The sequence below is a fragment of the Oerskovia rustica genome, assembly GCF_014836555.1.
Lineage (GTDB): Bacteria > Actinomycetota > Actinomycetes > Actinomycetales > Cellulomonadaceae > Oerskovia > Oerskovia rustica.
Genome location: NZ_JACSQQ010000003.1, coordinates 179,128 through 192,644, shown reverse-complemented (window position 1 = coordinate 192,644; position 13,517 = coordinate 179,128). Strand labels below are relative to the sequence as shown.

Below are 13,517 nucleotides of genomic sequence, written 5' to 3'. Positions count from 1 at the left end.
CGGCCCCCCACGTCGTTCTCGGCCGTTCTCAGGCCTGCGGCTCGACCGGCCCGCCCGGGTCCGAGCCGCCCGTGACGAGGTCGCCGCAGCTCGTCTCCTGCGCGGTGACGACGACGGGGTCGGTCGCCGCAGCGCCTTCGGCGACGGTCTCCGCCTGACCGTTCGTGGCGTTCCGCGCTTGTGCGTCGAGGGCGACGAACGTCCTCTCGACGGTGTACGTCGCGCCGTCCGCCGAGGTCGCGTTCAGTCCGGCCAGGTGCAGCACGCCGTCCACGGCCGTGCAGCCGACCCCCGTCCCGAAGCCGGTGAACCCCTTGTCGAACGTGTACGGCTGGCCCTGGGCGTTCTGCGTCACGGTCACGGCGCAGTCCGCGACGGAGAACAGCAGGACCTCGCGTCCCACGTCGACCAGCGCGATCGGCGCCTCGCCGTCGCCCGCCGCGACGAGGTTGACGATCGCGCTCGCCGGGACCGGGCTCGCCGAGGTCACGGGAGCGGAGAACGTCGCCCCGGACGCCGTGGTGATGCCGAACGTCCGGTCCGCGCCGCCGGTCAGCCAGGCGGTGTCGGGGCGCCCGTCGCCGTCGACGTCGAGGATCTGGTGCGTGCTCGCGCCCGCAGGCGTACCCGCCTCGGTCGCGGCACAGCCCGGGGTGGGCGCGGCCGTGGTGGCCGTGGACTCGGGGGTCGGTTCCTCGGAGGGGCTCGGCGAGCTCACGGTGGCCGACGGCGTCGGGGCGGGCGAGGCGGCGGCGTCGGCGTCCGCGTCGGCACGGGTCGCGAGCCAGATGCCGACCGCCACGATCGCGAGGAGCACCAGCCCACCCAGCGCCCACCACCAGGCGCGGTTGCCCGGGGGCTCTGCCGGACCTCCGGTCGGTGGCTCGCCGGGTCCGCCGGGCGGCGTCGAGGCTCCCGTGGCGGAGAACGGGTCCGGCGCGTTCGGGATGGGTTCGGCGGGTGGGACGCTTCCTCCGGTGATGCCGCCCGGCGCCGGGAAGGCGGGCCTGATCGGTTCCGTGGGGTCCTGGTCGCCTGCTGGGCCTGGTCGCTCCTTGTCGTCGGTCATGCCTCCAGCGAAACATCTCGTGACGGACGGGGCATCCCGGACGTCCCGAGCCCGGTCCCGGGCTGGCTCAGCGCAGGGCGCGCCCAAGTGCGCGAGCGAGCGCCCCGCCGTCGGGCCCGCCTGCCGTGGGGACGCCGTGCGCCGGGCGCCGGGTGCGGCGCTGTCCGGGCGCCGCCACGGTCCCGAGGAAGGTTCCGGTCCTGCCCGACGACGGCGCGGGAGGTTCGTGGGCGAGGATCTTCTGCGCGGGGCTGAGCTGGCGGATGCCGATGGCGGCGACGTGCGTCGGGTGCCGCGTCGCTGCCGCGTCGTAGATCTCGGGGTCGTGCTGGCCGTCGTCGCCGAGCAGCAGCCAGCCGACGTCGGGCAGCTCGCGCACGAGCCGGTCGATCGCGTTGCCCTTGTGCTCCTGCCCGCTGCGGAACCATCCCGTCGCGGTAGGACCCCAGTCGGTCAGCAGGAGTGCCCCGGGCGGGAAGCCGTTGCGGTCGAGAAAGCGTTCCAGGTTCCCCGCGGAGTTCCACGCGCCGTTGGACAGGTACACGAAGGGAGCGTCCGGATGTACAGAGGCGATGCCCTGGTAGAGGTCGGCCATGCCGGGCACCGGGCGCCGCTCGCTCGCATGGAGACCGAACGTGTTCCACACCGCGCGCAGCAGGCTGGGGACCATGGTGATCATGACGGTGTCGTCGATGTCGCTGATGACACCGAGGCGCCGCCCCGCCCCGACCACGAAGACACGTGCCGTCGCGACCGCGCCGCTCGCCGTGGCGAGCTGGACGTCGTGCCACCCCGGGGCGAGCGCGACGTCCAGCATCCCGTCCACGTACCCGTCGCGGTCGGCGGGCAGGTCCGTCACCAGGCGCTCCTCCTGGCCCGACCCGTCGGTCCGCGTGACCGATGCACGGACCACCTCGCCCGGCGCGGAGACCGTGAGGTAGTTGCGCCACCCGCGCCGGTTCCAGACCAGGTCCGTCCGGCGGTGCGGGCGGCTCAGCAGCACGCGCGCCAGCACGCGCACCGACCCCTCGTTGCCGTACCCGACGTACGCCTCGATGCGCGGCGTCCAGCCCCGCGACCGCAGGAACTTGACCGCAGCCGCACGGATGCGGTCCTCGAGGCGGGCCGAGAGGTGCAGCCGCTGTACGGGAGGGGTCGGGGACGGGAGGTGCGTCTGGTGCATGGGATCCGCTCGTCGAAGGTGCTGGTCTCCCACCTTGGCACACGGACGCGAGGTTCATCGGCTGAACCAGGAAGAACCCGCTGGTCAGGAGGTGCGGCCGCAGGTGGGGCACGTGCCGCGGCGCCGGGTCGCGTACGCGGCCGTCGCGACCCCGAGGGCCACGCTCCACAGGGGCCAGAGCACGCCAGGACCGAACGCAGCCCAGTTGCCGAGCACCTCTGACGGGGACATCTCCAGCAGACCCTTGATCATCGAGAGGCCGGCCGGAAGGATCGCGACCGTGACGACCGAGGCGGGAACGACCGCGAGCGCGACCGGGACGCGTCGTCCGGCGAGGCCCGGGATCCAGCGAGGGAAGACCTCGCCCCACCGTTGCACGAGGCCGAGCGTCAGCACGGCACCGACCAGGGCGAAGAGCGAGAGCCCCACTGCGGGGGCGACCAGCTTGCCCGCGTCCTGCTCGTACATCTCGGGATCGAGCCCGAGCGGATAGCCCAGGACCCAGATCAGCCGGGTGGCGGCATACACGCACGGGATGATCGCTGCGACGATCGCGGCGGGCCGACCCCAGGCCACGATGCCCGACGGTCGCGCGGAGACCTGCCCGGCCGGTGCCGGTGCGTGGTGGTCAGCCGGAGGGTCCAGGCGTCCGCAGACCTCGCACGCCCCGCTGCTGCGCCGGACGAAGAGGACGGTCGTGACCGCGAGGAGCACCAGGGCGACGAGCACGCCGAGCTGGAGCAGGAACGCCGGCGCGACGTACTGGTCGACGGCCCCCGCGAGCGCCGGATCGAACGGGGCCCGGACGAGGACCACCGGGAGGTACCCCATGCGGGCGAGGAGGCTGGTGTCGGCGAACACGACGCCGGCGGATGCGACGAGCCCGGAGACCGCGACCGCCGCAGCGCGCACCCTGCGCGTCGCCGGGTGGTCGGCGCGAGTCGTCATCCAGGTCGCGTGCGCTGCCCCGACCAGACCGAGGGTCGCGAGGACCGCGGTCAGGCTGCTGCTCGGGACGGAATCGACGATCGTCCCCGCCGCGTCCGGCGTCCCCGCCCCGACGGGCAGGTTCCGCCCGGTGAGGACGGCGACGAGGGCGGTGAGGGCCCCGGCGGTCCACCACGCGATCGTCATCGGAGGGACCCGGCGCGGCCACCGCGGGGCCGTCGGCCGGCGCCCGTCGTGCGGCGCGGGCGGGGCCCCGGTGACCTCGGACGGACGGTCCGGCTGCAGGCCCTGGGTACCCGGTCGGGCGGTGGTCGTGGCGCCGCCCGTCATGTCGATGTCTTTCACGGTCGCTCCTCGGGGAGGGTCGCCGGCTGTCTCCGGCGAGCTGTCCCTCCAGGTTCGCCGTCCGTGGCCGGGCACGGATCACCCGCGACGGTGAGCGGGGTCCCCCGGGCGGGGGAGCGCCACCGGCTAGAGGGCAGGGCGGACGAAGCCCGACTCGTAGGCCGCGACCACGGCTTGCGTCCGGTCGCGGACCCCGAGCTTGCCCAGCAGGTTCCCCACGTGGGTGCGGACCGTCTCGACCCCGAGGAACAGCTCGTTCGCGATCTCCTGGTTGGACCTCCCGGTGGCCATGAGCCGCAGGACCTCACCCTCGCGCTCGGAGAGCCGGGCCGAGCGCAGGGCGTCCCCGCGAGCGGGGTGAGCGGTCGCCAGCCGGCGTACCGCGTCGGGGAAGAGCAGCGACTCCCCGAGCGCCACGACGCGCACCGCCTGGGCCAGGTCCTGCGGGCGCGCCCGTTTGAGGAGGAAGCCGTGAGCGCCGGCACGCAGCGCGTCGAGGACGTGGTCGTCGTGCTCGAAGGTCGTCATGACGAGGACCCGAGGAGCGGGGTCGCGGGCGACGATCGCCCTGGTCGCAGCGATTCCGTCGACCCGCGGCATGCGGACGTCGAGGAGCACGACGTCGGGTCGGGTCGCCGCGACGGCTCCCGGCACCTCGGCACCGTCCGAGGCCTCTCCGACCACCTCGATGTCAGGCTCGGCGCCGAGGATCACGCGCAGCCCTGCCCGCACGAGCGGCTCGTCGTCGACGACCAGGACGCGCACCACGTCGGGTCCCGTGGCTATGGGCCGTCTGTCCGGGCTCACGTGCTCGCCTCCCGCGTCTCCTGCTCGTCCTCCACGACGGGCAACGACGCGCGCACGACCCACGCTCCGCCGTCGGGCCCTGCGACGAGCGTGCCGCCGAGAGCCGTCACGCGCTCGCGCATGCCGGCCAGGCCGTGACCACGCCGTTCCTCCGCCACCCGCGGTCCGGGAGGCAACGGGTTCCGGACCTCGACGCCGAGGTCGGCGGTGCGCACGACCCGAACCGCGACCGGAGCCCCCGGAGCGTGCCGCAGCGCGTTGGTGAGGGACTCCTGGGCGACCCGGTAGACCTCGTGGACCACCTCGTCCGGTGCCCGCCCCACGTCCCCCACGAGGTCCAGCGTGACGTCCGCGCCCGTCTCCCGGGCGCGTCGTACGAGGGTCGTGAGGTCGTCGTCCTCGGGCGACGGGTCGCGCCCCGGCAGCGGTGCCGACCCGGGGCTGCGCAAGCGCCGCAGCAGGTCGTCCAGCTCTGCCATGGCGTGGCGTCCGGTCTCCTCGATGGCTGCGAGCGATCGGCGGGTGGCCACAGGGTCGGACTCCACGGTCCGCGCCGCGGCCGCGGCCTGCAGCACGGTGATCGTCAGGGCGTGGCCCACCCCGTCGTGCACGTCCTGCGCGAGGCGGTTGCGTGCGACCAGACGTGCAGTCTGCGCCTCGAGCTCGGCGATCCGCTCGCTCTGGTCGGGGCCCAGCAGCACCGGAGCCGCCGAGCGCAGCACCGCCCGTGCCCCGACCACGACATAGGGCAGGGCGACGACGACGAGGAACGCGAGCAGGAGACGCACGGGCGGGTGTGCCAGCCAGGCCGGCAGCCAACCAGGTCCGACGACGGACCGCGTGCCGAGCACCGAGAGCAGGAGGTCGAGCACGAGCGGGACGACGACCAGCAGCGAGACGACCACGACCAGGCCGAGCACGAGGTGGAGAGCGAACCATGCCGCACCCCGCCACCGCGCGGCGGGGCGGGGTCGGTCCGACGGGGTCGGGACGTCGACGTCGAGGAGCGTGCGTGCCGCGAGCACCTCGACGGTCCGGACCGGGGCGAGGAAAGGCGGCGCCACGGCGAGCGTCGTCGCCACGACGGCGAGTGCCGCGGTCGTGGGAGTCGCGGTCCGCGGGTCCGCGAACATCTGCGCGAAGCCCTCGATCAGCAGCCCGTACGCTCCGGCGACGAGCCCACCCACGACCAGGAACACCCCCGCCCTCACTGTGGCCCCGGACGTCAGGGGCGCGACGAGAGCGCGCAGCGAGACGCGTGGTCTCGATGCGGCACGAGCTGCCTCGGGGGACGAGCCGGACATCTCGACATCATGTCAGTCGTCGGTCGGCGCCGCTCCTGGGGACCAGGGCCGCTCGTCAGCACTCGATGACGTTGACCGCGAGGCCGCCCGTCGACGTCTCCTTGTACTTGGTCGACATGTCGAGGCCCGTCTGGCGCATGGTCTCGATCACGGTGTCGAGCGAGACGACGTGCGCGCCGTCGCCCTGGAGGGCGAGCTTGGCGGCCGAGACCGCGGTGCACGCCGCGATCGCGTTGCGCTCGATGCAGGGGACCTGGACCAGGCCGCCGACCGGGTCGCACGTGAGGCCGAGGTTGTGCTCCATCGCGATCTCCGCGGCGTTCTCGACCTGCGCCGGGGTACCGCCGAGCACCGCGCAGATGGCCCCCGCGGCCATGGAGCACGCCGAGCCGACCTCGCCCTGGCACCCGGCCTCCGCGCCGGAGATCGAGGCGTTGCGCTTGTACAGCGCGCCGATCGCGCCTGCGGTGAGCAGGTAGGTGCGCATGGCCTGGCGCGTGGCCTCCTCGTCGGCCGAGAGGTCCGGGTGGATGCGCAGGAAGTGGCGTCCGACAGCCGGGATGATCCCGGCCGCACCGTTGGTGGGGGCCGTGACGACGCGGCGCGCGTCCGCGTTCTCCTCGTTGACCGCCATGGCGTACGCCTGGAGCCACTCGATCGACAGGTCGGAGGAGCCCTCGGCCTCCGCGGCCTCGAGCTTCTCGCGCTGGGCGCGCGCCCGACGGCGGACCTTGAGCCTCCCCGGGAGCATGCCGTGGCGGTCGAGGCCCGCGTCCACGCACTCGCTCATGGTGCGCCAGATCCGGTCGAGCCCCGCCCCGACCTCCGCGGCGGGGCGCAGCGACACCTCGTTCTCCCACGCGGTCTCGGCGATGCTGCGTCCTTCGAGCGTGCAGGACGCGAGGAGCTCGGCCGCGTTGGCGAACGGGTGCGGGACGTCCGAGGGCTCGGTCGCGGGGTCGATCGGTGCGCCCGCGAGCTCCGCCGCGTGCTGAGCCTCCTCGTTCGCGGCGGCGGCCTCGAGCTCCTGCTCCGTGAGGACGAATCCACCGCCGACCGAGTAGTACACCTGCTCCGCGACGACGTCGCCGGCAGCGTCGAAGGCCGTGAAGCGCATCCCGTTGGGGTGGCCGGGCAACCGGGTGAGCGGTGCGAGGCGGACGTCGGCGGTCGCCATGGTCACGACCCGGCGGCCGAGCAGCCGGACCTCGTGGCCGTCGCCCAGGCGCTCCCAGCTCCCCGGGACGTCGTCGGGGTCGCAGGTCTCGGGGTCGAGCCCGCGCAGGCCCGCGACGACCGCATCCGGTGTCCCGTGGCCGATCCCCGTCGCGCCGAGCGAGCCGCACAGCACGACCTTGACCGCGGCGACCCGGTCGAGCGCTCCCCGTTCGTCGAGGGCGCGTGCGAACGTGGTGCCCGCTCGCATGGGGCCGACGGTGTGCGAGCTCGAGGGTCCGATGCCGACCGAGAAGAGGTCGAGGACGCTGACGTACGAGGACATGGTCCTCATGATCGCATCCTGTCTCAAAAGATGGAACCGTTCTGCTATAGCAAAACGTCTCCGGTCGCGACGGGGCACGTCGCCAGGTGGTCGTCCACGAGCCCGCACGCCTGCATCGCCGCGTAGGCCGTCGTCGGGCCGATGAAGCGGAAGCCCTCCTTCTTGAGCGCCTTGGCCAGGGCGACCGACTCGGGGGTGCTGGCCGCGAGGTCCGCGAAGGTCGCGGGACGTGGGCGATCGAGGGGAGTGCCGCCGTCGGGCGCGCGTGAACCGCCCGGGGCGAACGACCAGACGAGCTCGTCGAGCGTCCTGCCCTGCTCGTGCAGCGCGAGCAGGGCGCGCGCGTTGGAGACGGTGGCCTCGATCTTCATCCGGTTGCGGATGATCGAGGCGTCCTGGAGCAGACGCTCGACGTCCTCCTCGGAGAACTGCGCGACGACCTCCGGGTCGAAGCCCGCGAACGCCTCGCGGAACGCGGGGCGCTTGCGCAGCACCGTGATCCACGCGAGGCCGGACTGGAAGGCCTCGAGCGCCAGCCGCTCGAACAGCGCCTCGTCCCCGTGGACGGGGACCCCCCACTCGGTGTCGTGGTACGCCTCGTAGAGCGGGTCGCCGTCGCCGAAGCAGCGGGCACCCGCGGGCGGCGAGACGGGTGAGTCGGCCGGTGCGGCGAGCGGCGTCGCGGGCTCGGGGGCGTGCTGGCCGGTGGCCTCGGTCGTGGTCATGGCTCCCACTCTTCCGCACGGCACCAACGTGCGGCGTGTGCGCGGTCCCCCTGTGGGGACGGGGGCCCGCCCATGCGCCTGTGCACGGCTCGCGTCCCCAGGCCCTGGGGGATGTCCACAGCCCCTGTGGATCAGGCGTCGGTGACCGCCGGGAGCTGCTGCTCGGCGATCGCGCGCAACGCCTGGAGGTGCGCGGTGAGAGCGGTCCGGCCAGCCGGTGTGAGGGCTGCCCACGTCCGTGGGCGGCGGCCCACGCGGTCCTTGGTGATCTCGACGTAGCCGGCGTCCTCGAGCACCGTGAGCTGCTTGGAGAGCGCCGAGTCGGACACCTCGATCGCGTCGCGCAACGACCTGAAGTCGGCCTTCTCGACCCCGGCGAGCGCCGCGACGACCGAGAGCCGGACGGGGGAGTGGATGACGTCGTCGAGCCGGTGGCGGGGGTGGGTCTCGGTCATCGCACCTGCTCCTCGCGGCGGGGCCACAGGGCGGCAGCGAGCATCGGGAGGGCGGTGGCCAGGGCGGCAGGGAGCCAGTAGCCCAGGTTGCCGGCCTGCCCGGGCAGGCCGAGCGTGAGCGCCGCGCCGTAGAGGACGGCCCAGAGGAGGACGGCGAGCAGGTAGCGACCGTTCAGACTGCGGGCCCGGATGCCCTGGCGAGCGGCCCAGATCGCGACCGTGCCCGCGAAGAGCGGGCCGATCAGCGAGCCGACGATGATCCCCGGCACACCCCCGAGGCCGACGAGCAGCACGACGGCGATCGTCATGGCGGCCCAGGCGAGGAGGAGGCTCTGGACCCAGCGGTGCCCGATGCCCGCGGTCGCTGCAGTGCTGCGGGTCGCGAGGTCCAGTGCGGCGGCGGCCTCACGGGGAGTCGGGGCGGTGGGGGAGAGTGCGTCGTTGCTCATGGTGTCCATCGAAGCATCTACTTTCCTACTTGGCAAGTAGATACCAGATGGGCATCCTCGCGGAGCCGAGCCCGGGGGTGGACGCAGAGCGAGGGCGGCGGGAGCCGCGTCCAGGGCATGGACGCGGCCCCGCCACCCTCGAGAAGCGCGGCGTCACCGTCGACTGTGAGGCGCCGCGCGGGATCGCGCAGGTCAGCCGGTCAGATGGTGAGCCGGCGGCGCAAACCCAGTCCGATCCCGACGACACCGGCGAGCAGGCTCCCGCCCGCGATCGCCGACATGCCGAGCGAGAGCTTTCCGGCCGGGCTGTTCTCGACGTCCGACTTCATCTTGGTCGTACCGTCCGAGATCTCGACCGTGCCGTCGGCGAGCGTGCCCGCACCGTCGGCCAGCGTCGAGCTGCCCTTCGCGAGCACGCCCGCGCCGTCCGCGAGGGTCGTCGTGCCGGCGTGCAGGGTGCCCGCCCCCTCGGCGAGCGCGGTGTTGCCCGCTGCGAGCGTCGCCGCACCGCTCGACAGGGCGTTGATACCCGTGTGGAGGTTGAGCGACCCGTCCTCGAGCTTCGTGGTGCCCGCGAACAGGTCCCGAGCGCCCGTGGCAAGCCTGGCGTTGCCTGCGGCGAGGTCCTTGGCGCCCGTCGAGAGGGTTCCCGAACCGTCTGCCGCCGCCAGCGCGCCGACCGAGATCTTCGCCGCGCCGGGGGCGAGCTCGCCGAGCTTGGTGCTGAGGGTGGTGGCGCCGGTGGCTGCGGCGGCTGCGCCGTCGGAGATCTTCGCCGCGCCGGGGGCGAGCTCGCCGAGCTTGGTGTTGAGGGTGGTGGCGCCGGTGGCTGCGGCGGCTGCGCCGTCGGCGATCTGCTGCGATCCCGCGTTCACCCGCGCTGCCCCGCTCGAGAGATCGCTCAACCCGGCGGACAGCAGAGCGGACCCGTCCGCGACCTTCTGGGCTCCGACCTGGAGCGACTGGGCGCCCTTGTCCAGGCCCGCGCTCCCCGACTGCAGCCCGGTAGCACCCGTGCTCAGTGCGCGCGCGCTGTTCACGAGCCCCTTCTCGGCCGTGAAACCGCCGTGGAGGTCCGTGGTTCCCTGGGCCAGTGCCGCCGCCCCGCCCTTCACCGACGACGCCCCCGCGGAGAGGTCTCCTGCGGCGCCGGCGAGCCGGTCGAGCTGAGCCTTGAGGGGCGAGTCGGCGGGCACCGATGCGGCGAGAGCCGTGAGGTTCTCTGCGAGCGACGCGGCCCCGGCCTGGACGCCGTCGGCCCCCGCGGAGACACCAGCGGCCCCGGCTCGCAGGGACTCTGCGGCACCTGCAGCCTTGTCGATCCCCGCCGACAGCGCGCCGGCACCGGCCTGAACCTGTGATGCCCCGGCAGCGACCGAGGCCGACCCGGTCGCGAGGGCGGTGGCGCCGTCGGAGACGTCACGCGCTCCTACGGCGAGTGCGGTGCTCTTCGTGGACGCGGAGGCCGCACCGGAAGAGAGGTTCGACGCGCCCTGTGCGAGGTCTGCTGCGCCGGGTGCGAGCTCGGTGGCGAGCTTGCCGCTGAGCTCGCCGGAACCGGCGTGGAGCTGGGCTGCGCCGTCGGCGACCTTGGCCGCACCGGGCGCGAGCTCGGTGGCGAGCTTGCCGCTGAGCTCGCCGGAACCGGCGTGGAGCTGGGCTGCGCCGTCGGCGACCTTGGCCGCACCGGGCGCAAGTTCGGTGGCGAGCTTGCCGTTGAGCGTCCGTGCGCCGGCGGCCAGCTTGTTCGCGCCGGTCGAGGCGTCGGCCGCCCCCGGTGCGAGCCTGGCCGCTCCGGCGTTGAGCTCGTCGGCCCCGGCCGCGAGCTGGGCGGCACCGTCGAGCGCGGTCACGCTGCCGGCCGCGAGCTGGGTCGCCCCGCTGGAGGCCTGCGTCGCGCCCGTCGAGAGCTTCTTGGCCCCGTCTTCGAGGTCCTTCGAGCCGTCGGCGAGCTTGCCCGCGCCCTCCTCGGCGCGTTCGGCACCGTCGGCGAGCTCGGCCGCGCCCGCTTCGAGGCGGGTGGCTCCGTCGTCGAGGCGCGTGGCGCCGTCGGCGACCTTGCCGTTGAAGACGAGGAGGTAGGCGACGAGCGCGACGACGGCGAGCGCCAGCACGACAAGGGCGCCGATGGTCAGGGCTGAGTGCGCGCGCGAAGGGCGCGGGAAGGCGTGGTTCGTCATGTGCGAGGGTCCTCTCGTGGCCGGCGTCGTTGCCGGTCTGACCCCGGGGTGCCCATCACCTTGGTGCAACTCCGAGTATCAGATAAATCACCGTCGACGCTAGCAACGGCCGCGAGGGGGAGGAAAGCAAGTATCTGATACTTCGAAAATCACAAGTTGGTAAAGGCCCGCCGCGGCGGTCGCGACGGGCCTTCTCGCAGTGGCACCAGCAGTGCCGGCAGCGCCTCGGAGCAGGCAGCGCCCCCGCTCTCAGATCTCCAGGTTCGCGAACAGGACGCTCGCGAGCGCGAGCCCCACGACGAGGTTGAAGACCGCGGCCGACCCGAACACCACGACCGGCTTCCACCCGGCCTCCCGGACCGCCGTCACGTTGAACTCCAGCCCGATCGACACGAACGCGACGATGAAGAACACCGTGCTCAGAGACTTGAGGATCGCGATGTCGGGCGCGGCCGCGTCCGCCCCGACGGAGCTCACGTAGATCGTCGCCACGACCGAGGCGAGCAGGAACCCGAGCACGAACTTCGGGAACCGTGTCCACAGCTCGCTCCACCGGGGAGCAGCGGCCCCCGCGACCCGGTCGACCCGGAACGCGAACCACGCCGTGAGGGCGATCGCGACGACCCCGATCAGGGCGTTCTGGGTGGTCTTGACGATCGCGGCGACCTGCAGCGCCTCGTCCCCGGCCAGCGCCCCCGCGGCCGTCACGGCAGCCGTGGTGTCGATGTTCCCGCCGATCCACGCCCCGGCGACGGCGGGCGACAGACCCAGCGCCTCGGCCAGCGCGGGCAGGACGAAGATCGACGGCAGGGCGAAGAGGATGACGAGGCTGGCCGCGTACGCGAGCTGCTCCTTCTTCGCCTGGACCGCGCCCGCAGCGCTGATCGCGGCGCTGACCCCGCAGATCGACACCGCGCTCGCGAGCAGAGCCCGGAGCCTGTCGTCGATGCCGAGCCGCCCGCCGAGCCACCACGTGAACCCGAAGACGAGCGTGATGAGCAGGACGGCCTGCGCGATGGCGGGCCCGGCGGCCGAGACGACGAGCGACAGGTTCACCGTGGCACCGAGCAGCACGAGCCCGGTCTTGATGAAGAACTCGGTGCGGAAGGCCGCCGCCAGCCGGGACCGCAGGCCGGTCACCGACAGCACGGCGTTGCCGAGGAGTCCGAGCGCGATCGCGTACACCGGGTACTCCACGGACTTCGCGACGCTGCCGAGCGGCGTGTCGGCCAGCCACTCCGGGACGCTCTGCTCGAGGAAGCGGGCCGACCAGGCGAGGCCCAGGAGGACGACGAAGCCCGCCACCAGGTAGAGGGCGCCCGGTGAGCGCCCGTCCTGGACGACCGAGTCCTCGAGGGTCGCGCGGGGCGCCTCACCTGCGGGCGCCTCGGGGGAGCGAGTGTCGCCGACGGACGCCTCGGGGCGGACGGCGGTGCCCGCGTCAGGGGTCGTGCCGCTCATCAGGGCACCAGCCCTTCGGGGATCAGGCCCAGCAGGCCGACGGCGACGACCGCGAGGCCGACGACGGTCGCCAGCCAGTCCTCGGAGACGTGGACGCGTCGGACGGCGTCGACGGTCACGGGCCGGGTGGCGGTGGCCACGGTGGGCTCGCCGGGATCGACGGGCGGCGTGGCGGTCGGGGAGTCCTCCGCCCTGGTGGGTGGGACGGGGTTCTCGCGTGCAGGCATGGCAGGTCCTCCGGGTTTCCGGCGTCGGGGTGGGTGCGGCGAGGGCGACGGCCGGCGCAGGGCAGCGCGGCGCCGTCGCCCTACGGACACACCTGCGACGTGCGGACGTTCTGCATGGCCGACAGGGTGGCGGTGGCCGTCGACCGGGGCAAGGGGGTGTCCACGCTCCGGGAGGACGTGACGCCGTGTTACACGGTCGGGCGCGCGTCGCCCGGGGCGAGGGCCTCCTCGAAGGCGCGGAGCAGCCGCTCGCCGAACAGCACGAAGCGCACGTCCACCACACCCCGGTCGCCGTCCACGCCCCACGCGCGGACCGCAGCCACCGCGACCCGCGCGACCTCGTCCCCGTCCCAGCCGTAGACCCCCGCACTCACCGCGGGGAACGCGACCGACGCCGCGCCGAGGTCCGCGGCGACGTCGAGCGAGCGCGTGAAGCACGAGGCGAGCAGCGCGGGGTCGGTCCGGCCGCGGTGCCGGTCCGGTCCGACCGTGTGGACGACCCACCGCGCCGGCAGGTCGAAGCCCGGCGTCGCGACGGCCTCGCCGACCGCCAGCCCGTCCGGCAGCGTCGTCCGTCGTAGCTCGCGGCACGCGTCGAGCAGCCGGGGCCCGGCCGCGGCGTGGATCGCGCCGTCCACGCCACCACCCCCGAGCAGCGACGAGTTCGCGGCGTTGACGATCGCGTCGGCGTCGACGGTCGTGAGGTCTCCGAGCTCCGCGGTCAGGTGCATCCGTCCATCCTCGCGCGAGGCGAGCCTCGTCGCCGAGCGTGACGTTCGGGCCGGCTACCGGCTCCTGGGACGACCCGAACGTCACGTTCGACGCGTGGCGGGCGTGCCGCGACACGCAGAAGGGGGGGGGGG

At 73.8% G+C, this 13,517-nt stretch carries 13 protein-coding genes; all 13 read right to left on the bottom strand.

Translation table 11 applies throughout. From position 1 onward, the window contains the following. Positions 1-28: 28 nt before the first annotated feature. Positions 29-1,069: a hypothetical protein gene (locus H9652_RS02980; protein ID WP_191794590.1), complete on the bottom strand. Its 1,041-nt coding sequence runs from the start codon at positions 1,067-1,069 to the stop codon at positions 29-31. Between the two features lie 67 nt (positions 1,070-1,136). Beyond that, positions 1,137-2,252 carry an App1 family protein gene (locus tag H9652_RS02975; RefSeq protein WP_191794589.1) on the bottom strand — a complete coding sequence of 372 codons (1,116 nt, stop codon included), beginning with the start codon at positions 2,250-2,252 and terminating at the stop codon, positions 1,137-1,139. A gap of 84 nt (positions 2,253-2,336) precedes the next feature. Further along, positions 2,337-3,545 (bottom strand): hypothetical protein, encoded by a 1,209-nt coding sequence (locus H9652_RS02970; RefSeq protein WP_191794588.1) that lies wholly within the window; start codon positions 3,543-3,545, stop codon positions 2,337-2,339. 126 nt (positions 3,546-3,671) lie between these two features. Further along, complete coding sequence (locus tag H9652_RS02965; RefSeq protein ID WP_318243957.1) at positions 3,672-4,352, bottom strand: response regulator transcription factor; 681 nt, start codon at positions 4,350-4,352, stop codon at positions 3,672-3,674. Then, positions 4,349-5,656, bottom strand: coding sequence for a sensor histidine kinase (locus tag H9652_RS02960; RefSeq protein ID WP_191794587.1), 1,308 nt, complete (start codon positions 5,654-5,656; stop codon positions 4,349-4,351). Before H9652_RS02960 ends, H9652_RS02965 begins: the two co-directional genes overlap by 4 nt. A gap of 55 nt (positions 5,657-5,711) precedes the next feature. Beyond that, positions 5,712-7,157, bottom strand: coding sequence for an L-serine ammonia-lyase (locus H9652_RS02955; protein WP_191794617.1), 1,446 nt, complete (start codon positions 7,155-7,157; stop codon positions 5,712-5,714). Between the two features lie 44 nt (positions 7,158-7,201). Then, positions 7,202-7,882: a DNA-3-methyladenine glycosylase I gene (locus H9652_RS02950; RefSeq protein ID WP_191794586.1), complete on the bottom strand. Its 681-nt coding sequence runs from the start codon at positions 7,880-7,882 to the stop codon at positions 7,202-7,204. Positions 7,883-8,013: 131 nt separating this feature from the next. After that, the gene (locus H9652_RS02945; protein WP_191794585.1) at positions 8,014-8,337 is read right to left on the bottom strand and encodes a winged helix-turn-helix domain-containing protein; all 324 of its coding nucleotides are present in this window, start codon (positions 8,335-8,337) and stop codon (positions 8,014-8,016) included. Further along, entirely contained in the window at positions 8,334-8,786 is a 453-nt protein-coding gene (locus H9652_RS02940) for a hypothetical protein (protein ID WP_191794584.1), read from the bottom strand. Before H9652_RS02940 ends, H9652_RS02945 begins: the two co-directional genes overlap by 4 nt. Positions 8,787-8,986: 200 nt before the next feature. After that, on the bottom strand, positions 8,987-10,966 hold the full coding sequence (locus H9652_RS02935) for a YhgE/Pip domain-containing protein (RefSeq protein ID WP_191794583.1): 1,980 nt from the start codon (positions 10,964-10,966) through the stop codon (positions 8,987-8,989). A 249-nt stretch (positions 10,967-11,215) separates the two neighbouring features. After that, positions 11,216-12,427, bottom strand: coding sequence for a YeiH family protein (locus H9652_RS02930; protein ID WP_191794582.1), 1,212 nt, complete (start codon positions 12,425-12,427; stop codon positions 11,216-11,218). Then, entirely contained in the window at positions 12,427-12,654 is a 228-nt protein-coding gene (locus tag H9652_RS02925) for a hypothetical protein (protein ID WP_191794581.1), read from the bottom strand. Before H9652_RS02925 ends, H9652_RS02930 begins: the two co-directional genes overlap by 1 nt. A gap of 188 nt (positions 12,655-12,842) precedes the next feature. Beyond that, positions 12,843-13,385, bottom strand: coding sequence for an O-acetyl-ADP-ribose deacetylase (locus H9652_RS02920; RefSeq protein ID WP_191794580.1), 543 nt, complete (start codon positions 13,383-13,385; stop codon positions 12,843-12,845). Positions 13,386-13,517 lie beyond the last annotated feature (132 nt).

What these genes read in the sequence shown, in the direction of transcription:
- H9652_RS02980 (WP_191794590.1), bottom strand. Translation starts at nt 1,069, where the DNA reads ATGACCGACGACAAGGAGCGACCAGGCCCAGCAGGCGACCAGGACCCC.
- H9652_RS02975 (WP_191794589.1), bottom strand. Translation starts at nt 2,252, where the DNA reads ATGCACCAGACGCACCTCCCGTCCCCGACCCCTCCCGTACAGCGGCTG.
- H9652_RS02960 (WP_191794587.1), bottom strand. Translation starts at nt 5,656, where the DNA reads ATGTCCGGCTCGTCCCCCGAGGCAGCTCGTGCCGCATCGAGACCACGC.
- H9652_RS02955 (WP_191794617.1), bottom strand. Translation starts at nt 7,157, where the DNA reads ATGTCCTCGTACGTCAGCGTCCTCGACCTCTTCTCGGTCGGCATCGGA.
- H9652_RS02950 (WP_191794586.1), bottom strand. Translation starts at nt 7,882, where the DNA reads ATGACCACGACCGAGGCCACCGGCCAGCACGCCCCCGAGCCCGCGACG.
- H9652_RS02945 (WP_191794585.1), bottom strand. Translation starts at nt 8,337, where the DNA reads ATGACCGAGACCCACCCCCGCCACCGGCTCGACGACGTCATCCACTCC.
- H9652_RS02940 (WP_191794584.1), bottom strand. Translation starts at nt 8,786, where the DNA reads ATGAGCAACGACGCACTCTCCCCCACCGCCCCGACTCCCCGTGAGGCC.
- H9652_RS02935 (WP_191794583.1), bottom strand. Translation starts at nt 10,966, where the DNA reads ATGACGAACCACGCCTTCCCGCGCCCTTCGCGCGCGCACTCAGCCCTG.
- H9652_RS02930 (WP_191794582.1), bottom strand. Translation starts at nt 12,427, where the DNA reads ATGAGCGGCACGACCCCTGACGCGGGCACCGCCGTCCGCCCCGAGGCG.
- H9652_RS02925 (WP_191794581.1), bottom strand. Translation starts at nt 12,654, where the DNA reads ATGCCTGCACGCGAGAACCCCGTCCCACCCACCAGGGCGGAGGACTCC.
- H9652_RS02920 (WP_191794580.1), bottom strand. Translation starts at nt 13,385, where the DNA reads ATGCACCTGACCGCGGAGCTCGGAGACCTCACGACCGTCGACGCCGAC.